Genomic DNA, 20,407 nt, shown 5'->3' with positions numbered 1-20,407 from the left:
GCGTCAGGCGCCCTGGTTCTCGATCTGTTCGATGGCACCCTGCAGGTCGCTCATCGCCTGACTCGCGCTCTTCGACCCCGACACCACGTTGTTCGCCTCTTGGGCGATGGTCGAGGCCTGCTGGGGCCAGACCGGCGTCACGGGGCGGGGCATCGTGTTCTCCCCGGCCACCTTCATCGTGTTCATGTACTCGCCGAGCACCGGCACGTCCTGGGCTTCCTGGGAGTCGAACAGCGCCGGTTTCGGCGGGAGCCAGCCCTGAACCTCCAGCAGCGTCAACTGGAAGTCGTCCTGGGTCATCGCCGTCAGCACCTGGTAGACCGCCTCCAGATTGTTCGAGTTGGGGTTGACCGTCGCGTGCCACCCGCCGAGCGCGGCGGTGGTGCCGCCGGTGCCCTGCTGGGACGCCTCGCTCTCGGTGACGGCGTACGGAATCGGCATCGCGCCGTAGGCGTCGGTTCCCAACTCGTCCTCGGCGGCGTTGAGCGCGATGGCGTACGGCCAGTTGCGCTGCATCACGGCCTGACCTTCGAGGATGGCGGTTCGGGCGTCCTCCTCCTTCCAGCCGGTGACGGCGTTGGGCATGATGCCGCCGGCGTAGCCGTCGAGCGCCTCGTTGTAGTTCGACCCCTCGACGAACGTCCGCATCATCCGCAGCGAGTCGACGACCGGCTGTTCGTTGATGGTGACCGGCCGCTCGCCGACCGGACCGAACAGGTTGTCCCGACCGCCGAAGTACGCCCCGCCCCACGAGGAGAGCGCCTCGTTGAACGTACAGCAGGCGGTGCCCTCGTAGACGTCCCACTGGGTGACGAAGCCGTACTGCGTGCCCGTGGCGTCCTGAATCTCCTTCGTGAGCTGTGACCACTCCTGCCAGGTCATCGGTTCGGTCGCCCACGTCTCGAAGTCGGAGTCGCCGTAGCCCGCCTCCCGCGCGAAGTCCTTGCGGTACTGCATCGTCGGGAAGTCCGGGAACACCGGGACGCCGTACAGGTCGTTCGACTCGGGAGCGCGCGCCGTCGCGGTGAACCCCTCGAAGTAGTTGTTGTTGACGCTGTCGACTACCTCGCTCGGAGCCTCCTGCGAGAGGTTCTGGAGCAGGTCCCGCTGGATGAAGATGTTCACCCACCCGTTGTCCATCAGGAACATGTCGGGTTGGTTCTCGTTGGCCCGCAGCGCGCGGTTGTAGTTGTCCCGGCGCGTTCCCGTGTCCTGCGCCCCCGGGACGAGTTGCACGTTGATGTCCTGCGAGAGACCGTTGTCGTAGAGCGCCTGGACGATGGCGTCGCCGTTCTCCTGGGCGGCGACGGGGTCGAACCCGAAGCGGACGGTTCCACCACTGCCGCCGCCACTGCCGTTGCCGCTCCCGTTCCCGCCGCTCCCGTTCCCGCCGCCACCGCCGTTGCCGCCGCTGTCGCCGTAGATACAACCGGCGAGGCCGGCCATCGCACCGCCAGCGCCAGCCGCTTTCACGAACGTCCGACGGGAGACACTCGAGCTGTCCTCGCCTCCGGTATGCGAACCCTTGTCGGGCATACCACCTTATGTCATCGGTAAGAGTATATACCTACTGTCGGTACAACGGCTGTTGTAAACGCTGCTTTCGCACGAATTGGAAGTCGAGCCGACAACAGTCACGGTCGATGATGTGATACTGAGAGAGGACGTCTACCGTTCACTCCGCCGGTCGGGGCGGTCGGGGTAGGTGACCGACTCCACGGTGATACGGGTCGCTTCGACGTCCTCGACGACCGCGCCCCAGCCGCCGACGCTGACCTCGCCGCGGTCGGTCTCGACGACTACTGTCACCTGGCCGGCAAGTTGGAGGATGCGGGTGGCGTCCCCGTCGGGCGGCCCCGGCGCGTAGTGGGTGTCCGCGACGCGCCCGGTGAACACGACCTCCTCGCCCGTCTCCAGGTCGTAGCCCTCGACCCGGACGGTGACGGTCGCGTCGTCGGCCAGCAGGGCGTTGAGGTCGCTGACGCAGTAGCGGATGTCGACGTACTCGACGGGCGGTTCGTCGGTGGGGAGCGAGTAGACGGTCTCCCAGTGCTCCCAGAGGCAGGTCATGAAGTACCAGTGGAACACGTAGGTGTGAGTGCGGTCGTCGACGAGGACGCCGTACTGTTCGAACGAACCGGGGTGGTGGGCGAAGCAGGTCTGCTGACGGTCGACGAGGACGACGAACGGGGCGGGGAGCGGGCGGTGGCGCGCCTCGATACAGACGCCCTCGAACCGGTCGACCGACGGGGGTTCTTCGTCGGGTAGGGTGTGGATGGAGACGCGCGTCGAGACGCCCCGTTCGTGGGCGTCTCGGAGCGCGGGGCGGAGCCGTTCGAAGTCGTCGGGGGTCGCCGAGAGCTGAATCTGGTGGGTGGCCCCCTGGACGAACTCCTCGGCGCGGTTGAGCACGGTCGTGAACTGCTTGACGATGCTCGCGCGGTTGTTCTCCAGGTCCGGTTCCTCCCAGCGCTCTTCGACCTCGGTCGCCGCCGCCTCCAGTCGCCCCGCGCGGTCCCTGAGAGCCGCCAATACCTCGTCGGGGCTGTGGGCCTGCGCGCAGAGCGCGTCGTTCTCGTAGGTCTCGACGAAGCCGTGGCCCTCCAGAGCGTCGAGGACGTCGTAGATGCGGGGTTTCGGGACGCCGCTGGCCTCGGCGAGTTCGGTCGCGGACGCCGCGCCGAGGTCGAGCAAGGCGACGTAGGCGTGTGCCTGGTACGGCGAGAGCCCCGCCGCCTCGAACGTCTCGATGAGCTCCTCGGTATCCATACGGGGGGTTGGACGGCGGGCGAACGTTAAACCTCGCCGCTCGTGTGACTGGCGTCGGGCGGTTCGAGGGAGTTTGCGGTCGGAGCGTCGGGGAAGGCGAGCGAGTCGGCCGGTCAGGCGTCCTTCCCGGGGGCCGGCCAGCGCGGCGTGATGGGCGCCTCGATTCGTTCGAGGTCGTCGTCGGTGAGCGAGACGTCGAGCGCCCCCAAATTGTCCTCCAGGTGGGCCTTCGTCCGCGGCCCGACGATGGGTGCGTCGACGACCGGTTTGTGGAGCAGCCACGCCAGACTCACCTGAGCGGGGGTCGCGCCCTTCTCGTCGGCGATGGCGCGAACCTCGTCGAGCACCGCCCAGTTCTCCTCGGTGAACCGCGCCTCGGTGTACTCATCGGTGGCCGCCCGCCCCTCCTCGGGCGCGCTGTCGCGTTCGTACTTCCCGCTGAGGAAACCGCCCGCGAGCGGCGACCACGGGACGACGCCGACGCCCTCCGCCTCGCACGCCGGGAGGACGTTCGCCTCCTCGTGGCGGTCGACGGCGTTGTACTCCGGTTGCATCGTGACGAACCGTTCGAGGTTGTCGGCGTCGGCCTCGTACAGCGCTCTGGTGAACTTCCAGGCGGGCATCGTGCTCGCGCCGACGTACCGCACGAGACCCTCCTCGACGAGCCAGTCGAGCGCCCGGAGCGTCTCGCCGAGGGGTACGTCGTCGTCGAACCGGTGGATCTGGTAGAGGTCGACGTAGTCCAGCCCCAGTCGGTCGAGGGAGGCCCGACACTGGTCGAGGACGTGCTTTCGCGACAGCCCCGACTGATTGGGGCCGTCGCCCATCTCGAAGAACACCTTCGTCGCGACGACGAGTTTCGAGCGGTCGCGGTCGGCGATGGCCTCGCCGACGATGCGCTCGCTCTCCCCTTGGGAATAGACGTTGGCGGTGTCGAGGAAGTTGATGCCCGCGTCGAGCGCCGCGTCGAGCAGGTCCCGACTCGCCGCCTCGTCGTTCATCATCCAGGGCTGGCCGCTCCCGAAGTTCATACAGCCGAGACAGAGCCGGGACACCTCCAGCCCCGTCGAGCCGAGTCGTGTGTACGCCATGTCGGTCCCCATGCCCCCGCGACGCACGACGGGGCGAAAGCCCTACCGGCGGAACGCTCTTTCCCCCCGCGGCGAAACCGCTCGCCATGACACTCCTCGACAGCCTCCGTCGCCCCGAGCACACGGGCGAACGGCGGTGCTGGCCCTGCACGCTCGTCAACGCGCTGGTCGTCGCCGCCGTCTCGCTGGTCCTCGCCCGCCGCCGCCGGCGACTCGCCACCCTCCTCGCCGTCGTCGGGGGGACGCTCGTCTGGCTCCGCGGGTACGTCGTCCCCTACACGCCGGCGTTCGCCCCGCGCCTCGTCGCCGCCTCGCCGCTGCCCGACGCGTGGTTCCACCGCGACCGCTTCGACGCGGACGCCCCCGACCGTCACCGGACGGGGAGTCTGGGGACGCCCGATTCGAACGGAGCGGCGCTCGACGGCGAGGCGGTGCTCGGGGCGCTGGTCGAGGCGGGCGTCGTGAGCGTCGAGGAGGACGGCGTCGACCTCGACCCGGCGTTCGCGGAGACGTGGCGCGCGGAGATGGCCCCGCTCGCCGGTCGCGACACGGCGGCACTCGCGGCGGCGGTCGGCGAGACGGTCCCGGCCCTGACGGCGACGGTCGTCGAGGGACTCGACGGCGACTGGGTGGTCGTCTCTGCCGGGGAGGACGTGACGGGACCGGACGACGGCGAGGTGTGGCTGTCGCGGCCGGTCGCGGTCGCCGAGGTGGCCGCCGTGCGCGCGCTCGACGGGCGGGTGCCCGACGCCGTGGCGCGACGGGCCGCGAGTCCCCTGCGGACGTTCCTCACCGACTGCCCGGACTGCGGGACGCCGCTGCGGGAGTCGACGACCGCCTCGTGCTGTGGCGGGCACACGACGCCGCTGTCGAAGCCCGACCCGGTGCTGGCGTGCCCGAACTGCCGGGTCAGCCTCGTCGTCTACGAGTCCTGACCTCAGTCGGCGAGCATCGCGAGCAGCGCCTCCGCGCTCGCGTGGTTGGTCGCCAACGGGACGTCGTGGACGTCACAGATACGCATCAGCGCGGAGATGTCGGGTTCGTGGGGTTGTGCGGTGAGCGGGTCACGCAGGAAGACGACCGCGTCGCAGGTCTCGTCTGCGACCTCCGCACCGATCTGAAGGTCGCCGCCGTGTGGTCCCGAGCGCTTCCGCTCGACGGGCAGGCCGGTCTCCTCGACGATGCGTCTCCCGGTCGTCCCGGTCGCGATCAGTTCGGCGGCGGCGAGCGTCTCGCGGTGTTCACGGACGAACGCCACGAGCGCCGGCTTCTCCTCGTCGTGTGCGATGAGCGCGATTCGCATGGACCGTCTCGGCGTGGCGTCGATATGAAGCTTCAGCGCGCGGCGACCGACCCCGGACGACGGGAGCGCCCCGGTGGACGCGTCGGTCCCGCCCGGGTCACCGGTCGAGGTCGTACAGTCGACGGAAGACGGTCGGCGGGAACGGGAACTCGATTCGGCTCGGCGGTCGGCCGCGGCCGTCGTTGCCGTCGGTCTGGACGCGTTCGACGATGCCCGCCTCGGCCATCTCGTAGAGGAACCGCCTGACCGTCCCCGGCGAGAGGTCGACCGTTGGGGCGGCGCTGACCGCCTCGGTCGTCCGGCCGACCGAGACGCGGTCCTCGGGACGAAGCTCCGTCAGCGCCCGGAGGACCAACTGCTCGTTCGCGGGCAGCGCCAGCACGCGGCCCAGCGAGATGGCGGGTCGTGGCATCTCGGCGGTGGCCGCGGCGACGTCGCCCTCGGTCAGTCGCGTCCGACCCTCGTCGCTCGCCCGGTCGGCGGCGACGAACAGGACGGCCAGCGCGTCGTGTGCGTTGCCGGCGGCCCACTCGGCTATCTGCCGGGCGAGTGTGTGTTCGAGAGCCTGTGGAGCCAGCCCCATCGACGACCGCTGCATCAGGACGTCGACCAACGGCTGGCGGCGGTAGCGCTCGACGTGAATCGACGTCGCCGTGTACTCGACGAGTCGTGTCGCCGACGGGTCGGCCCGCCCGATGGCGAGCCAACTCACGTTGCTCGGGAGGCCCGCGAACAGGGCGACCAGGTCGTCGGTGTCGATGCTCCCCGGGTCGGTGACGTGGTCGACGGCGACGACGATGCCGGTTCGCGAGGAGCCGAGGCGACGGTGGAGTCGGGCCCGGACCTCCTCGGTGCTGATGCCGTCTTTCGGAATCGACTCCTCAACGAGCGCGTCGAGGACGCTTCGGTAGAAGGCGAACTCGCTCGTCGTCGCGCGCATGTCCAAGTAGACGAACCCCGGCGAGGTCGGTTCGGCGGCCCGCGTGCTCGTGTGGATGACCGGACGCGTCTCCGTCGGGAGGCGAGCCAACCGCGCGAACAGCGCCGTGACGACGGCCGACTTTCCACAGCCGAACGGGCCGTAGAGGTAGGCGTTCGGTGGGAGGTTCCCGTCGAACACCGGCTCGAGGTGGTCGAGCAACCGCTCGAAGACGGGTCCCCGGTCGGAGGGTTCGGCGACGTGCGCGACCGGCGACAGTGACTCGTACTCACGAACCAGGCGTGGCTCGTCGCCACGGCGCTGTCGACGCTGGATTCGCTCGTCTAAGTCCATCGGTGTTCCACGGCTCTGTTCACCGGAACTTCTCCGCAGGTCGTCAAAACAACCACGATTGTCCGAGCGACCGACGAGGCGGAGCGACCGCTGCAGAGCGGTGCGAAACGACGAGGCCGGTCGACCACCGAGAGCGTTGCCATCGCGGGGACCTCAGGCCGCGAGGTCGAGGTAGCCCGCGTTGGGAATCAGGCCCACGAGGAAGAGCACCCCGAGGACGAGCATCGCCAGCGCGATGGCCATCGCCGGGGGGTCGACGTGGGTCCCCGAGTGCGAGTAGAAGATGCGCTGGGTCACCTCGCCGAGGATGCCGCTGAGAATCCCGAAGACGCCGGCGGCCAGCAGCGTGACGACCGGGTTCCCGAACATCGCGGAGACGACGACGGCACCCGCAGCCCCGATCAGCGTGATGTGGTGGGTGACGGGAATCTTCTCGACGCCGAGGTTGAGGAACAGCAGACTCATCGCCGAGATGGCGTAGCCCATGAAGATGCTCCCCGTCTGGATCCAGATGTAGCCGCCGAGAAGCCCACCGACGAGACCGATGACGGTCACGCCCGACCACTTGTACTGGTGGGGGAGCCACGGTTCGGTCGCGGGTCTGACTCGCCCAGCGCCGCCGTCGGCGGCCACTCGTTCCTCGCCGCGTTCGAACGGCGACATGTCGAAGAGGCTCCCACCCGCGGCCTTGCCGACGAGCGGGTAGCCGAAGACGACGCGTGCGAGCATCGCCGTCAGGAACACCGACAGCGCGATGTTGTCCGTCGGGACGCCGATTGCCCCCGCGACCTCCGTGATGAGCATGCCGAGCACGCCGAAGAGCGCTCCGACGGCGAGGATGTCGGGTTTCGTCCCGAACGCGTAGGTTATCTCCTTCCCGAAGTGGTAGCCCTCGCCGTCGCCACCCATCTCGGGATACCGCCTGCCGGCGTAGGCCGTCGCGGCGACACCACCCGCGAAGGCGATGTGTGGGCCGGTGACGGCACCGAACCCGATGGCACCGGTCACGCCGGTCGCGATGTCTCCCGACGCGGCGACACCGGCCTCGCCGAGGTTCCCTTCGAGGATGGCGAGACCCTCACCGAGGAAGACGACGAAGCCGGTGAAGACGAACGCGGGGAGCGCTCCGAGCGCAGCACCGAAGGCACCGCCTGCGAGCGCCGTGATGAACAGGAGCGCGAACTCCTCGACGCTTACGTCGAGGAGGGGGATTTGGAGCAGGATGTCCTGCATGTATCACTCCTCCGTCGCCCAGTTCAGCGAGCGCTCGACGGCGTCGTCCCACCGGCTGTACATCCGGTCGGCGTCGGCGGCCGACAGCCCCGGTTCGAACTCGCGGTCGATCTGCCAGTTGTCCCGGAGTTCGTCGATGGTGTCCCAGTAGCCGACGGCGAGGCCCGCGGCGTACGCCGACCCCAGCGCCGTCGTCTCGTCGACCTCCGGCCGGACGATGTCGGTCTGGATGATGTCCGACTGAAGCTGACAGAGGAAGTCGTTCTTCACCGCGCCGCCGTCGACGCGGAGCGACGTCGTCGTCACCCCCGAGTCGGCCTCCATCGCCTCGGCGATGTCGCGGGTCTGGTAGGCGATTGCCTCCAACGTCGCCCGCACGATGTGGGCCTTCCGGGTGCCGCGGGTCATCCCGACGATGGTGCCGCGTGCGCGCCCGTCCCAGTGGGGCGCACCCAGGCCGGTGAACGCCGGCACCATGTAGACGCCGTCGGTCGAGTCGACCGAGCGGGCCAGTTCGGCCGTCTGTGCGGCGTTGTTGATGAGGTCGACGTCCTCCAGCCACTCGATGGCCGCGCCGGTGACGAAGATTGAGCCCTCCAGGGCGTACTGGACGGGTTCGCCCGACATCTGGAAGCCGATGGTCGTCAACAGCCCGTGGTCGCTGGAGACGGCCTCGGAGCCGGTGTTCATCAGGTAGAAGCTGCCGGTGCCGTAGGTGTTCTTCGCGTCGCCGGTGTCGAAACAGGTCTGACCGAACAGGGCCGCCTGCTGGTCGCCGAGCGCGCCCGCGATGGGCACCTCGGCCCCGAGGAACCCGTCGGGGTCGGTGTGGCCGTAGAAGTCGGCGTCCGAGGAGGGCCGGACCTCCGGCAGCATCGCCTCGGGGACGTCGAACTCCTCGAGGAGCTCGGCGTCCCACGAGAGCTCCCGGATGTCGTAGAGCATCGTCCGCGAAGCGTTGGTGACGTCGGTGATGTGGTTGCCCGTCAGGTTGTAGATGAGCCAGGCGTCGATGGTGCCCATCAGCAGTTCGCCGTCGCGGGCGCGCTCGCGAAGGTCACGCGTCCGACTGGTGGAGAGTTTGAGCGGTTCGGCGTTGTCGAGAATCCACTCGGTCTTCGTCGCCGAGAAGTACGCGTCGGCCTCCAGGCCGGTCTTCTCGCGGATCCACTCGACTTTCCCTGCCGCTTCCAGGTCCTCGACGCGGTCGGTCGTCCGGCGGTCCTGCCAGACCAGCGCGTTGTGGACCGGCTTGCCGGTGTCGGCGTCCCAGACGAGCGTCGTCTCGCGTTGGTTGGTGATGCCGATAGCTTCGAGCTGGGTGGGGTCGATGCCCCCCTGTTCGAGCGCCGCCAGAACGACGCTCTGTGTGTTCTCCCAGATTTCGATGGGGTCGTGTTCGACCCACCCCGGCTCCGGATAGATCTGTTCGTGTTTCTCGTACGCGTTGGTGACGACCTGTCCAGCGTGGTCGAACACCATGAACCGCGTCCCGGTCGTTCCCTGGTCGATCGCACCGATGTATGTGTCTTCCATGGATCTGCTCCGTCGACAGTACGGTCGTCACCGGTACCGCCGTTCTGGTGAACATTGTAATGAAGAATAATAAATTTTACCCACGTCTCGCTATCTCTAATAAAGAAACAGGACGCCTCCGAGACGGGCCAGCGACCGAATTCAGAGGCACTTTGCCGATTCGAGCGCTCGCTCGACACACCGCGACGAACTGAACGTCGTAAACCCCCGTCCGCTGCTCGGCCGGGCGTTCGTCACGGGAGTTCCTTCGGCGGGCAGCCACGACGACGAATGTCCGTCCGTAACCGCCCTATACTGCCGAATTTCACCACTACGTGTCCGTCTGGAGGACGTCGGTGTCGGGGCAGGCGGACGGGGGCGTCACCGATGGTGCCGGGCGTCGGGGGACCCGAGACTCCCCGTCCGGGGATAAGTTACTGTCGCACCCACACCACCGGTGAAACAAAGAGGCTGCACTTCGAAGGGTTTCCACGAATGGCATCGGTACCACACATCACGGTCGTCGGGGGTGGGTCGACCGGAACGGGTATCGCCCGGGACCTCGCGATGCGGGGCCTCGACGTGACGCTCGTCGAGAAGGGCAACCTCACCCACGGGACGACCGGGCGGATGCACGGCCTGCTCCACTCCGGCGGGCGCTACGCCGTCTCCGACCAGAAGTCCGCCCGCGAGTGTGTCGAGGAGAACTTCGTCCTCCGGGATATCGCGAGCCACTGCGTCGAAGAGACCGGTGGGCTGTTCGTCAAACGACCCGAGGACACCGAGGCGTACTTCGAGGAGAAACTGCAGGGCTGTCGGGACTGCGACATCCCCGTCGAGGTGCTCACCGGCGCGGAAGCCCGCGAGGTGGAGCCACACCTCGCCAGCGACGTCGACAAGGCCATCAGCGTCCCCGACGCCGCCATCGACCCGTTCCGACTCTGCGTCTCGAACGCGCTCGACGCCGAGCGCCACGGCGCGCGCGTCGAGACCCACGCCGAGGTCACGGACGTCCTCGTCGAGGGGGGCGAGGTCGTCGGCGTCGAGATTCGCCACGACTCCGGGCCGGGCAAGCGCGTCCACGGGTCGCCGGGGAGTACCGAACGCATCGAGACCGACCACGTCGTCAACGCGACGGGCGCGTGGGCGGGCCGTATCGGCGCGCTGGCGGGCGTCGACGTCGAGGTCCGCCCCTCGAAGGGCGTGATGACGGTGATGAACACGCGACAGGTCGACACCGTCGTCAACCGCTGTCGGCCGAAGGGCGACGCCGACATCATCGTCCCCCACGAGACCGCCTGCATCCTCGGGACGACCGACGAGGAGGTCCGTGACCCCGAGGAGTACCCCGAGGAGCAGTGGGAGGTCGACCTGCTCATCGACGAACTGTCGAAGCTCGTCCCGTTGCTCGGGGAGGCTCGGACGATCCGCTCGTTCTGGGGCGTCCGCCCGCTGTACGAACCGCCGGAGGTCGGCAGCACCGACCCGACCGACATCACGCGCGACTTCTTCCTGCTCGACCACGACGAGCGCGACGACCTGCCGGGGATGACGAGCATCGTCGGCGGGAAGCTCACCACCTACCGGATGATGGCCGAGTCCATCGCCGACCACGTCTGTGACCGCTTCGGCGTCGCCGCGACGTGCCGGACGGCCGACGAACCGCTCCCGGGCAGCGAGGACCACGCTGTCCTCGACGACGCCATGCAGCGGTTCGGTCTCCGCTCGCCGGTCGCTCGACGCTCCTCACAACGGCTCGGTTCGCGCACCGAATCGGTGCTCTCGCGGTGTGACCCGAACCCCGTGCTCTGTCCCTGCGAGGCCGTCTCCCGCGCCGAGGTCCGCGACGCCGTCGACCAAGCCGGGACGGACCTCAACGCGGTCCGCCTGCGGACACGGGCGTCGATGGGCAACTGCCAGGGCGGCTTCTGTGCCCACCGCATCGCGAGCGAACTCCACCCGACGTACGACGAACCGACGGTCGACGACGCGCTCGCCGAGTTGGTCGAGGAGCGCTGGAAGGGCGAACGCCACGCGCTGTGGGGCCAACAGCTCTCGCAGGCCGCGCTGAAGTACACGCTCCAGGCGACGACGATGAACCGCGACGCCGACCCCGCGGCCGCCGAGGGCGACGTGGACTGGGACGCGTTCGACGCCGGGGACCGACCGGTCGCGGACGGTGGACGCGGCGGCGTACACCGCGACGACACCGACGGAGGGAACGGTGGCGATTGAGGACGACGTCCTCGTCGTCGGTGGCGGTCTCGCGGGCGTCACGGCCGCGCTCGCCGCCGCCCGCGAGGGGGCACGGGTCCGCCTTGTCTCGCACAAGGAGAGCACGCTCCGACAGGCGTCGGGGGTGGTCGACGCGCTCGGCGTCGTCGACGGCGACCTCGTCACGAACCCGTTCGAAGCGGTCGAGCGCCTGCCCGAGAGCCACCCGTACCGAACCGTCGGCACCGACGCACTCCGAGCGGGACTCGACCTGTTCGACTCGGTGGCCGACTACGAGGGGAGCCACACCGACGCCAACGCGCTGGTCCCGACCCACGGCGGGACGGTGAAACCGACCGCGCGCTACCCCGTGTCGGTCGCGCCGGGACTCGCGAGCGACGCACGCTCGACGCTGCTCGTCGGCTTCGAGACGCTCCCGGACTTCGACGCGCCGCAGGCGGCCGCCCACCTCGACCGCGCCGGCGTCCCGTTCGAAGTTCGGGGCGTCACCCTCCCGTTCCCCGGCGACCTGCGGGCCGACGCGGCAATCACTCGCTACGCCGACCTGCTCGACGAGGCGACGACCGTCGACGGCGGGCGCGTCGACGCCCGTACCGCGCTGGTCGAGCGTGTCAAACCCCACTGCTCGGGGGCCGAACGCGTCGGGTTCCCGGCACTGCTGGGGTTCGAAGAGCGCGAGGCGGTCCGCGCGGAACTGAGCGACCGTCTCGGCGTCGACGTCTTCGAGGTGCCGATGGGACCGCCCTCGTTGCTGGGGATGCGCCTCGCAGAACGCCTGTACGCCGCGCTCGACGACGCGGGCGTCGGCGTCGAGACGGGTAACCCGGTCGTCGACGTGACGAGCGACGGCGAGCGGGTTCGGGAGGTGACCGTCGAGCGCACTCACACGCGAGTTCCCTACGCTGCCGAGCAGTACGTGCTGGCGACGGGGGGTCTCGTCGGGAAGGGCATCGTCTCGAACCGCGAGGCGGTCCGCGAGCGGGTGTTCGACTGCCACGTCCCCCACCCCGCCGACCGCTACGACTGGTCGGCGGCGGGTGCGTACGGCGACCACGCGTTCGCCCGGTTCGGCGTCCGCATCGACGCGGAGGGCCGACCGCAGGACGCGGACGGCGACCCCGAGTACGAGAACCTGCGAGCGGCGGGGAGTGTGGTCGGCGGCGCGGACGTGGCCGCCGAGAAGTCCGCCAGCGGCGTCTCGCTGGCGACCGGATACGTTGCCGGCCGACGGGCCGGCGAGGAAGTCACATGAGTACACCATCGGAACCACCGGAGGACACGACCGCGGCGGGCGCATCGGACGACGACTGGACGTACGTCTTCGGCGAGCACGGCGACCTCGTCGGTGAGTCGGACCTCAGACCGGGTGCCGACTCCTGTTACAAATGTTCGTCGTGTGATACGTCGTGTCCCGTCGCCGAAGTCGACGACGACTTCCCCGGCCCGAAGTTCCAGGGACCGGAGCAGTGGCGGCTGAAACGGCAGGACGACACGGACATCGATCCGTCGGTGATGGACTGTTCGAACTGCATGCGCTGTGACTCGGCGTGTCCATCGGGCGTGCCGCTGAGCCAGATGCACAACACCGCCCGCGCGGAGTACGTCGCCGAACACCTCAGCAAGACCTCGGTCGAGTACTGGCGCAACCGCGTGCTCGCGAACTACGGGACGCTCGCCAGAATCGGCTCGAAGGTGCCACGCCTCACGAACTTCGTGATGGGGTCGCGGCTCACCCGGTTCCTCAACGACCGCCTGTTCGGCATCACGGGCGAACGCGAGTTCCCCGAGTTCGCCACCGAGACGTTCCGTTCGTGGTGGGACGACCGTGGCGGCGACGAGGAGTCGCGACGACGGGCGCGGCAGGTTCGCGAGCGCCGAGCGGACAGTGACCCGAACGACCCGAAACGGGTCGCGTACTTCCACGGCGACTACTCGAACGTCAACACGCCCGAGGTGGCCAAGGCGATGGTCCGGGTGTTCGAGTCCTACGGCTACGAGGTGGCGGTGCCCGACCAGCGCTGTTCGGGCACGCCGATGTTCGCCAACGGGATGCTCGACGACGCGCGCCGGGCCGCGAAGTTCAACGTCGAGACGTTCCACGCGCTCGTCGAGGACGGCTACGACGTGGTCTGTTCGTGTACGTCGTGTTCGATGGCGCTCCGCCAGGAGTACCCCGAACTGTTCGACTTCGAGGGGACCGACACCGTCGCCGCCCACACCTACGAGGCCCTGGAGTACCTCCGCGTCCACGAGTCCGTCCGCGAGGACGTGGCGGCCGCCGACGCCGATTTCCCCGATTTGGCGTACCACGCGCCGTGTCACGCCCGCAATCAGGGGCTCGACCGGCAGGCCGTCGAGTTGTTCGGCGACCTCGACGGCGTCGCCGTCGACGACGTCGGCGACTCCTGTTCGGGCATCTCGGGCACCTACGGCTGGAAGACCGAACACTACGACGTGTCGATGGCCATCGGCGAGGAGATGTTCGAGCACATGGAGGGCGTCGAGGGCGAGACGGGGATGACCGAGTGTCCGACCTGTGCGATGCAGATGGAACACGGCACCGGCTACGAGATTCGCCACCCGCTCGAACTGCTGGAGGCGGCGCTGGTCGAGTGAGTCGGCGTCACCTCCGCTCCCCGGTCACGGCGAGCGTGGGCCAGGCCCTGCGTCAGTCTCCGCGGACGAACGTCACCGGACACGGGGCGTTCAGGATGACCTCCTGAGCGGTCGAACCGAACACCGCCTTCCCGGTCGGCGAGCGTTTGCGCCCGCCGACGATGACGAGGTCCGCGTCCAAACGCTCGGCCAACTCGACGATGGTCTCGCCCTCCTCGCCGACCGCGCCGTGGCTGGTGAACGCGACGTCGGCGGCGTCCATCGCGTCGCCGAGTTCCCGGATGGTGACGTAGCGTTTCGCGACGACGTCCGGCGTCACCTCCGCGTCGCGCGTGAAGTCGAGCGTGTCTCGAGTCTCCCGGTACGACTCCTTCGAGAACACGTGGGCGAGTTTCACCGTCGCCCCCGCCGGCCCAGCGATGTCGATGGCGGTCGCCGCGAGCGACTCGATGCGGTCTTCGTCGCTCTTTCCGACCGCGACGAGTACGGTTTCGAGAGCCATGCGCCCTACTACCACGGCATCGAGTTAAAGCTGTGCAGGGAGGTCACGCCCGCGAGAGCGTGACCGCGCGACCGCCGAACTTTTGCTCGCGGACCGCCGACACTCCGCCAACCGTGGCCATCACGGACAAGATATACCTGAAGAACCACCGTCAGCTCTCCTCGCAACTGGAGACGAATCTCCCGAAGAGCGCGTTCTCGGGGGCGACGCTCGACCTGCTGTTCCAGAGCGAGAACCTCGCGAACCTCGACGACGCGACCCAGGACCGGGTGCTGGACTTCGCGACGGACTTCCTCGACTGCGACTGCGAGTCCAACCCCCACTGTGGCCACCCCGAGCGCAAGTTCATGCGCTACCTGCTGGAACTGCGCGAGCAGGGGCTCGGCCCCGACGCCATCGTCGACGTGATGGGCGACGACTACATGCTGTACGCCTACTCCGGCGACGTCCTGTCGTTCCTCGACCAGTCGGTCCGCACCCTCGAAGCCGTCGAGGAACTCGCCGAGGTCGAGGGGAACCGCGAGGCGGCCGACGACGCCCACGACCGCAAACGACGCCTCTCCTGACCGGTGCGTACGACCCGCACCGCGACGTCTCGCCACGCCGGACCGCCGCGACCGCGCCGCGACCGCCTGCCAGTGAGAGATACACTGACATACCAGCGCTCGAAACGGTAGGGCAACGAATGCAGTCCGTCACCACGACCGCCCGGACGTTCGAGTCGTACGCCGCGGTGCTCGACGCCGAGACGAGCGCGGCGGTCCGTGACGCCGCCGGTGGCGTCGAGTGCCTGCGCGTCGTCCACGTCAACTCGACGGCCGACGGCGGCGGGGTCGCGGAGATGCTCCACCCGCTCGTCGCGCTGTCGAACGACCTCGGACTCGACGCCGACTGGCAGGTGCTCACCGCTCCCGACGCGTTCTACGAGGTGACGAAGGCCATCCACAACGGGTTGCAGGGCGACGGCGACCCGCTGACCGACGCGATGCGGGCGACCTACCGCGAGACCGTCGCCGAGAACGCGGCCGCGTTCGACGGCGACGCCGACGTCGTGGTCCTCCACGACCCCCAGACGCTCGGGATGATCGGGTCGCTAGCCGAGCGACATCCCGACACCGCGTTCGTCTGGCGGTGTCACATCGACCTCACCGACCCGTCGCCCGCCTATCTGGAGTTCTTCGCCGAGGACCTCGCGGCGGTCGACCACGCCGTCGTGAGTCGCCCGGCGTACGCCGACGCGCTCCCGCTCTCCGACGCGGAGACGACCGTCGTCCACCCCGCCATCGACCCGCTCGCGCCGAAGAACCGCCCGCTCGACGACCTGTCGGGCGACGCGGCGGCGGCCGCCGACCTGGACCGTTACCCCGTCGACCCCGACCGACCGCTGTTGGTGCAGGTGTCGCGGTTCGACCCCTGGAAGGACCCGCTGGGGGTCGTCGACGCCTACCGGCAGGTCCGCGAGTCGGTGCCGGACGTGCAACTCGCGTTCGTCGGCGGGATGCCCGACGACGACCCCGAGGGCGTGGAGGTGTTCGAGGCGGTCGACGCCGAGACCGACGACGACCCGTCGGTCCACCTGCTGACGGACCTCCCCGACGCGGGCGTCAACGCGATGCAACGCGCCGCCGACGTCGTGCTCCAGAAGTCGCTGCGCGAGGGGTTCGCGCTCACGGTGTCGGAGGCGCTGTGGAAGGAGACTCCGGTCGTCGGCGCGAACGTTGGCGGCATCCCACTCCAGGTGGTCGACGGCGAGAACGGCTACCTCGTCGAACCGCGGGACATCGACGCGACCGCCGACCGCTGTCGACGACTGCTCGAAGACGAGACGCTAGCCGACCGACTGGGAACGGCGGGCCGCGAGACCGTCCGCCGGCAGTTCTTGCTCCCGCGACTGCTCGCGGACTACTGTGAACTGTTCGCCGCGCTCGACCGAGCGCGCGGTCAGCGGTAGACGTCGACCGGACAGCCGTTGATCTCGCCGCCGCGCATCCCGTCGGCCAGCCAGTACGTCGAGAGGAGCACCGCGAGCAGGCCGACCAGCGCGAACTCCAGACCCTCCAGCGGGAGGAAGCTCAACCCGCCGACGCCCACCAGCGAGAGCACGCCAGCGAGCACCGCCGTGCCGCAGGCCGCACAGCCGGCCCCGAGCGTCCCGAGGACGACGGCGGCGAGGCCACCGCCGCTCCCCGACACCGTCAGCCCGTGTTCGCGGACGTGGTAGGCGACCATCGCGAGGTTGACGCCCGTCAGTGTGGCGAGCGCGAGCACCGCCGCGCCCGCCAGCGGGTCGAACGACGTGCCGACGAACGGGTACAGCTCCGCGAGAATCTCGAGGCGCGTCGCGACCGGGAGACCGCTCAGACCGCCCCCGACCACGTCGCCGACGACCGTGAGGTTCTGTGCGAGCACGAACACCGAGAGCGCCAGCACCGCCGCGACCAGCGCGACGACGGCGTAGAGGGGGACCGTGAGCACCAGCCGCGCGGTCCGGGCGGCGAGTCGCCAGTCGTCGAGCCGAGTGGGTAACGAGACGCCACCGAGCGCTCGTCGAACGCGGTTCGCCCCGCTCATAGCTCTAAGGCGCTCGTGACGAACTCGTAGCTCACGCTGCCGCTCGCGCTGGTCCGGTACTCGCCGTCGCGGAACAGGAACACCGTCGGCGTGCCGGTGACGTCCGCGGCCTCACCCACGTCGAGGTTCCTCTGGACGGGCGCGGGGAAGCCGTCGGCGGCGGCCGCCTCGCGGACCGCGGCAGCGTCGACGCTCGTCTCGGCGGTCAGCCACGCCTCGGTCAGGTCGAGGACGTTTCCCGACGAGAACGCGTCCTGGTCGGTGAAGTAGTGGTCGAGCAGTCCCCAGAACGCCGCCGCGTCGCGTTCGTAGGTCGCCCACAGCGCCCGCGTCGCAGCCTCGCCCCACTCGAAGACGACCGGGTAGGGTCGGAGGACGTAGCTCACGGTTCCGGGGTCGACGAGTTCCGAACGAAGACGCGGGACGGTGTCGCGGTGGAACGCCGCACAGCGCACGCAGGAGGGGTCCTCGAAGGCGACGACGGTCGCCGTCGCGTCGCCGACCGCCGGCCCCTGCGTGGGCTGGTCGGCGAGTCCCTCAGCGACGGGGTGGTCGGCGAGCGGACTGGTGTCGGAGCCGCCGACGCCGAGACAGCCGGCGAGCGCGGCCACGCCACCGCCGGCGAGTCCGGCGAGCACCTCCCGTCGACCGACCCGTCGATGATTCATCACAACTACTCCGTCGGTTCCGGGAATCGGTGTTGCTCGGTCGTGCGCGGAGCGCTCACACGCGCCCGTCGCCCGGTCCGGCGGTGTCGCACACGCCCGGGTTAAATTTATAGTCTAGTTTACAGATGTCTTGCGTATGTCAGACACATCCACGTTCTTCGACCTGTTGGCCGCCGGCCCCCGACGGCAGGTGCTCCTCGCGCTCCGTGGGAGCGATTCGCTCCGAGTCCCCGACGAGTTGGTCGGCGAACGCCCGGCGGACCGGCCGGTCGACGGGGAGTCCGGGGCGCGGTCGCACTCCGGGAGTGGGGTCGACGACGTCCGGTTGTACCACGTCCACCTCCCGAAACTGGAGGCTGCGGGCGTCGTCGAGTGGAACCGCGAACGTCGGACCGTCACGCGCGGCCCGGCGTTCGCGGCGGTCGAACCCGGTCTCGACCTGCTCGCCGAGAACGCGGAGAAACTCCCGGACGCGGCGTTCTGACCAATCACTCGGGTCTGACACTCCCCGAAACCGACTTGTTCGCTCGACCGCCACTTTTCACATGAACCGCCGTGCCCTCCTCGCGATGGTCGGTGCGCTCGGCGCGTCGACGCTCGCGGGCTGTTCGACGTTCGGGGACGCCGACCTCCCCGCCGGAACGCTCCGGTTCGTCAACGACGACGACCTCCCTCACACCGTCGGGTTCGAGGTGACGGCCGTCGGGGCCGAACCGGGCGACGACGGGCCGGGGTCGGTCACCGGCGACGCCGACGCCGTCGTTCCGGAACGCCAACGCGAACTGACCGCGAGCGTGGCCCTCGACGCCGGCGAGTCCCGGACGTACGAGGACGTGTTCGCCTACCCCGTCTGGTACGGAGTCCGATTCACGGTCGACGGCGAGGACCCCGACAACGACTCCGGGCGGACGGCGTACAATCCGGCACCGCCAGACTGGGACACTGGCCGGGTGCTCGGTGGACGCGTTTACGAGGACGGCGATCTCGGGTACTTCGTCTCCGGCACGTCGAACCCTGGGTCGTTCACGCTCGGCGCGTCGCGGTGAGCGGTCGCTCGGCGGGACGTCGCGTCGAGAGAAGTAGGTCGCGGAGTGTGCGGGTCAGCCCAGGCGGAACGTGTGGTCGTCGTCGTCGGCGGGGTCGAGGTCCTCCAGTTGGATGACCTCCTCCTCGTCGGCCTCCTCGACGCGCTGGCTGAGTTTCGTCACGTAGCGCTTGTACTCGTCGAGTTGGTCGCGGAGGTGTTCGGCCTCCAGTTCGAGGCGCTCGTGTTCGCGGATGAAGCTCTTGGGCACCTCGACCTTCGGAGGGAAGCTCTCCTGGCGGGCGGGTTCGTCGTACTCGTGTTCCGGGACGACGCGGACCTGACCGTCGTGGGCAACGAGGGTGTCGACGTAGTCGCGGAACACGGCGGACAGCGAGATGTCGCGCTCCTCGGCGATGTCCCGCAGGGTCTCGAACACGTCTTCGTTGACGCGAAACGAGATGGTCTTGTTCTTGTTGCCCATGTCTTCTCGAAGGTTACGACTCCTGATACTTAACCGTTCGTCAGACGAGCACACGGTGCTCGCACCGCTGCGACCGGTCGTTGGCGTGGCACGAGAGCACGGCGACAGTCACGCTATCCGTTCGTTTCTAGCCAGATACCGGTCGACGACGACGCCCAATGACGCGGCGACGAGAGACCCGACCCCGACGAGGGTGACGGCCACGACGACGGCGTGAGGGACACCGGGAACGCTCGTGACGAGAAGCACGCCAGCGAACGCAGCGATACAGACCCCGAGTAGCCGTCGGTCGAACCGTCTGTCGGCCCGCGCGAACAGGACGAGCAGGAGGGTCAGTGTGGTGAGCAGCGTGACTGCCTGCATCGGTCTGTCACCCGACATGAACGAGCAAGTAGCTTGTGTGTGGTGTTCGCTGTCACACTCACACATCACCTCGTCACAGGTGCGCCACGAGCACCGCCGCCAGTTTGTTCTCCGCCCGCCGGAGGTGTTCTTCGGCGGTCCGGCGCTCGACACCCAGCACCTCGGCGATGGCCTCGGTCGAGGTCTGCCGGGGAATCTCGTAGTAGCCCTGCTCGTACGCCGTGACGAACGCCGCTCGCTGGCGCGCGGTGAGGTCCGGGAGCAACTCGTCGACGCCCAGCGGCGACCCCGGCGTCACCGTCCCCGCCGAACGCTTCTGGTCGACGGTGACGCGAACACCGTCGTCGACCAGGTCACGGAAACACGCCGAGAGGTCCGCCGAGTCGAGCGCGAGGAGACGACACACCGTCGCCCCGTCGACGTAGCGCAGCGGCGGGACCAGCAGACAGCCGTGCCGCTCCAGATACTCGTCGACGGTCGTCCCCGCCTCGCGCAGACAGCGCTCGGTGACGACTACCACCTGTCCGTCGCGTTCGACCGACTCTCGGACGCCGACGCGCGATTCGAGACGGGCCAGCGTCGACTCGTCACCCCCCGTCACCGACAGCAGGTCGCAGTGGTCGTTGCACCACAGCTCGACGCGGGCGTCGGTGTCGGCGGTCAGCGCCGCCAACCCACCCGCGTCGCCGATGCGGAACGTCGCCTCGTACATGAATCCCCCACCGCACGCGGGGTCGAAAGTATTTGCGACACGCTAGCT

21 protein-coding genes are annotated in these 20,407 nt (G+C 69.0%); 8 read left to right on the top strand and 13 right to left on the bottom strand.

What is annotated here, in order from left to right:
* Nucleotides 1-3 precede the first annotated feature (3 nt).
* The 3 genes from M1L36_RS08630 to M1L36_RS08620 all read right to left on the bottom strand — a co-directional run bounded on the left by M1L36_RS08630 (nt 4) and on the right by M1L36_RS08620 (nt 3,860).
* Nucleotides 4-1,536 carry an extracellular solute-binding protein gene (locus tag M1L36_RS08630; protein WP_250873304.1) on the bottom strand — a complete coding sequence of 511 codons (1,533 nt, stop codon included), beginning with the start codon at nt 1,534-1,536 and terminating at the stop codon, nt 4-6.
* 132 nt (nt 1,537-1,668) lie between these two features.
* Nucleotides 1,669-2,769 carry a TrmB family transcriptional regulator gene (locus M1L36_RS08625; protein WP_250873303.1) on the bottom strand — a complete coding sequence of 367 codons (1,101 nt, stop codon included), beginning with the start codon at nt 2,767-2,769 and terminating at the stop codon, nt 1,669-1,671.
* A gap of 113 nt (nt 2,770-2,882) precedes the next feature.
* Nucleotides 2,883-3,860 carry an aldo/keto reductase gene (locus M1L36_RS08620; RefSeq protein ID WP_369694221.1) on the bottom strand — a complete coding sequence of 326 codons (978 nt, stop codon included), beginning with the start codon at nt 3,858-3,860 and terminating at the stop codon, nt 2,883-2,885.
* 86 nt (nt 3,861-3,946) lie between these two features.
* Between M1L36_RS08620 and M1L36_RS08615 the strand changes: the two genes are divergently transcribed.
* Complete coding sequence (locus tag M1L36_RS08615) at nt 3,947-4,795, top strand: DUF8054 domain-containing protein (protein WP_250873301.1); 849 nt, start codon at nt 3,947-3,949, stop codon at nt 4,793-4,795.
* A gap of 2 nt (nt 4,796-4,797) precedes the next feature.
* Here M1L36_RS08615 and M1L36_RS08610 read toward each other — a convergent pair whose 3' ends face one another.
* The 4 genes from M1L36_RS08610 to glpK all read right to left on the bottom strand — a co-directional run bounded on the left by M1L36_RS08610 (nt 4,798) and on the right by glpK (nt 9,205).
* Nucleotides 4,798-5,163, bottom strand: a complete 366-nt coding sequence (locus tag M1L36_RS08610) for a methylglyoxal synthase (RefSeq protein ID WP_250873300.1) — start codon at nt 5,161-5,163, stop codon at nt 4,798-4,800.
* Between the two features lie 97 nt (nt 5,164-5,260).
* Nucleotides 5,261-6,436 carry a Cdc6/Cdc18 family protein gene (locus M1L36_RS08605; protein ID WP_250873299.1) on the bottom strand — a complete coding sequence of 392 codons (1,176 nt, stop codon included), beginning with the start codon at nt 6,434-6,436 and terminating at the stop codon, nt 5,261-5,263.
* A gap of 153 nt (nt 6,437-6,589) precedes the next feature.
* Nucleotides 6,590-7,669, bottom strand: a complete 1,080-nt coding sequence (locus tag M1L36_RS08600) for a DUF7973 family transport facilitator (protein WP_250873298.1) — start codon at nt 7,667-7,669, stop codon at nt 6,590-6,592.
* Nucleotides 7,670-7,672: 3 nt separating this feature from the next.
* Nucleotides 7,673-9,205 (bottom strand): glycerol kinase GlpK, encoded by a 1,533-nt coding sequence (gene glpK, locus M1L36_RS08595; protein ID WP_250873297.1) that lies wholly within the window; start codon nt 9,203-9,205, stop codon nt 7,673-7,675.
* A gap of 474 nt (nt 9,206-9,679) precedes the next feature.
* On the opposite strand from glpK, the gene glpA reads away from it, so the two are divergent.
* Genes glpA through M1L36_RS08580 form a run of 3 tightly spaced genes read left to right on the top strand, consistent with a single transcriptional unit; the run spans nt 9,680 to nt 14,035 of the window.
* Complete coding sequence (gene glpA, locus M1L36_RS08590) at nt 9,680-11,419, top strand: anaerobic glycerol-3-phosphate dehydrogenase subunit GlpA (protein WP_250873296.1); 1,740 nt, start codon at nt 9,680-9,682, stop codon at nt 11,417-11,419.
* Nucleotides 11,409-12,671, top strand: a complete 1,263-nt coding sequence (gene glpB / locus M1L36_RS08585; RefSeq protein ID WP_250873295.1) for a glycerol-3-phosphate dehydrogenase subunit GlpB — start codon at nt 11,409-11,411, stop codon at nt 12,669-12,671. The genes glpA and glpB overlap by 11 nt, the downstream gene beginning before the upstream one ends.
* Entirely contained in the window at nt 12,668-14,035 is a 1,368-nt protein-coding gene (locus M1L36_RS08580) for an anaerobic glycerol-3-phosphate dehydrogenase subunit C (protein WP_250873294.1), read from the top strand. The genes glpB and M1L36_RS08580 overlap by 4 nt, the downstream gene beginning before the upstream one ends.
* 52 nt (nt 14,036-14,087) lie before the next feature.
* Here the strand turns inward: M1L36_RS08580 and M1L36_RS08575 are convergent, their stop codons facing one another.
* Nucleotides 14,088-14,537, bottom strand: coding sequence for a universal stress protein (locus M1L36_RS08575; RefSeq protein ID WP_250873293.1), 450 nt, complete (start codon nt 14,535-14,537; stop codon nt 14,088-14,090).
* Between the two features lie 113 nt (nt 14,538-14,650).
* Between M1L36_RS08575 and M1L36_RS08570 the strand changes: the two genes are divergently transcribed.
* Nucleotides 14,651-15,103 carry a DUF5814 domain-containing protein gene (locus M1L36_RS08570; RefSeq protein WP_250873292.1) on the top strand — a complete coding sequence of 151 codons (453 nt, stop codon included), beginning with the start codon at nt 14,651-14,653 and terminating at the stop codon, nt 15,101-15,103.
* A 119-nt stretch (nt 15,104-15,222) separates the two neighbouring features.
* Nucleotides 15,223-16,488 (top strand): glycosyltransferase, encoded by a 1,266-nt coding sequence (locus M1L36_RS08565; protein WP_250873291.1) that lies wholly within the window; start codon nt 15,223-15,225, stop codon nt 16,486-16,488.
* Here the strand turns inward: M1L36_RS08565 and M1L36_RS08560 are convergent.
* A complete protein-coding gene (locus M1L36_RS08560; protein WP_250873290.1) occupies nt 16,479-17,108 on the bottom strand; it encodes a hypothetical protein in 630 nt (209 codons plus the stop codon). The two genes, M1L36_RS08565 and M1L36_RS08560, sit on opposite strands and share 10 nt — an antisense overlap.
* On the bottom strand, nt 17,105-17,776 hold the full coding sequence (locus M1L36_RS08555) for a DsbA family protein (protein ID WP_250873289.1): 672 nt from the start codon (nt 17,774-17,776) through the stop codon (nt 17,105-17,107). The genes M1L36_RS08560 and M1L36_RS08555 overlap by 4 nt, the downstream gene beginning before the upstream one ends.
* Nucleotides 17,777-17,912: 136 nt before the next feature.
* Between M1L36_RS08555 and M1L36_RS08550 the strand changes: the two genes are divergently transcribed.
* Both M1L36_RS08550 and M1L36_RS08545 read left to right on the top strand, forming a co-directional pair.
* Nucleotides 17,913-18,260: a DUF7344 domain-containing protein gene (locus M1L36_RS08550; protein WP_250873288.1), complete on the top strand. Its 348-nt coding sequence runs from the start codon at nt 17,913-17,915 to the stop codon at nt 18,258-18,260.
* 61 nt (nt 18,261-18,321) lie between these two features.
* A complete protein-coding gene (locus tag M1L36_RS08545) occupies nt 18,322-18,822 on the top strand; it encodes a hypothetical protein (RefSeq protein ID WP_250873287.1) in 501 nt (166 codons plus the stop codon).
* A 54-nt stretch (nt 18,823-18,876) separates the two neighbouring features.
* Here the strand turns inward: M1L36_RS08545 and M1L36_RS08540 are convergent, their stop codons facing one another.
* The 3 genes from M1L36_RS08540 to M1L36_RS08530 all read right to left on the bottom strand — a co-directional run bounded on the left by M1L36_RS08540 (nt 18,877) and on the right by M1L36_RS08530 (nt 20,359).
* Nucleotides 18,877-19,284 (bottom strand): DUF8146 domain-containing protein, encoded by a 408-nt coding sequence (locus tag M1L36_RS08540; protein ID WP_250873286.1) that lies wholly within the window; start codon nt 19,282-19,284, stop codon nt 18,877-18,879.
* 108 nt (nt 19,285-19,392) lie between these two features.
* A complete protein-coding gene (locus tag M1L36_RS08535) occupies nt 19,393-19,647 on the bottom strand; it encodes a hypothetical protein (RefSeq protein WP_250873285.1) in 255 nt (84 codons plus the stop codon).
* A gap of 73 nt (nt 19,648-19,720) precedes the next feature.
* Nucleotides 19,721-20,359 carry a helix-turn-helix domain-containing protein gene (locus M1L36_RS08530; protein WP_250873284.1) on the bottom strand — a complete coding sequence of 213 codons (639 nt, stop codon included), beginning with the start codon at nt 20,357-20,359 and terminating at the stop codon, nt 19,721-19,723.
* Between the last annotated feature and the right edge of the window lie 48 nt (nt 20,360-20,407).

The sequence above is a fragment of the Halomarina rubra genome (assembly GCF_023699475.1).
GTDB lineage: Archaea > Halobacteriota > Halobacteria > Halobacteriales > Haloarculaceae > Halomarina > Halomarina rubra.
Note: the sequence above shows the minus strand (reverse complement) of the source record. Positions and strands in the feature narration are given on the sequence as shown.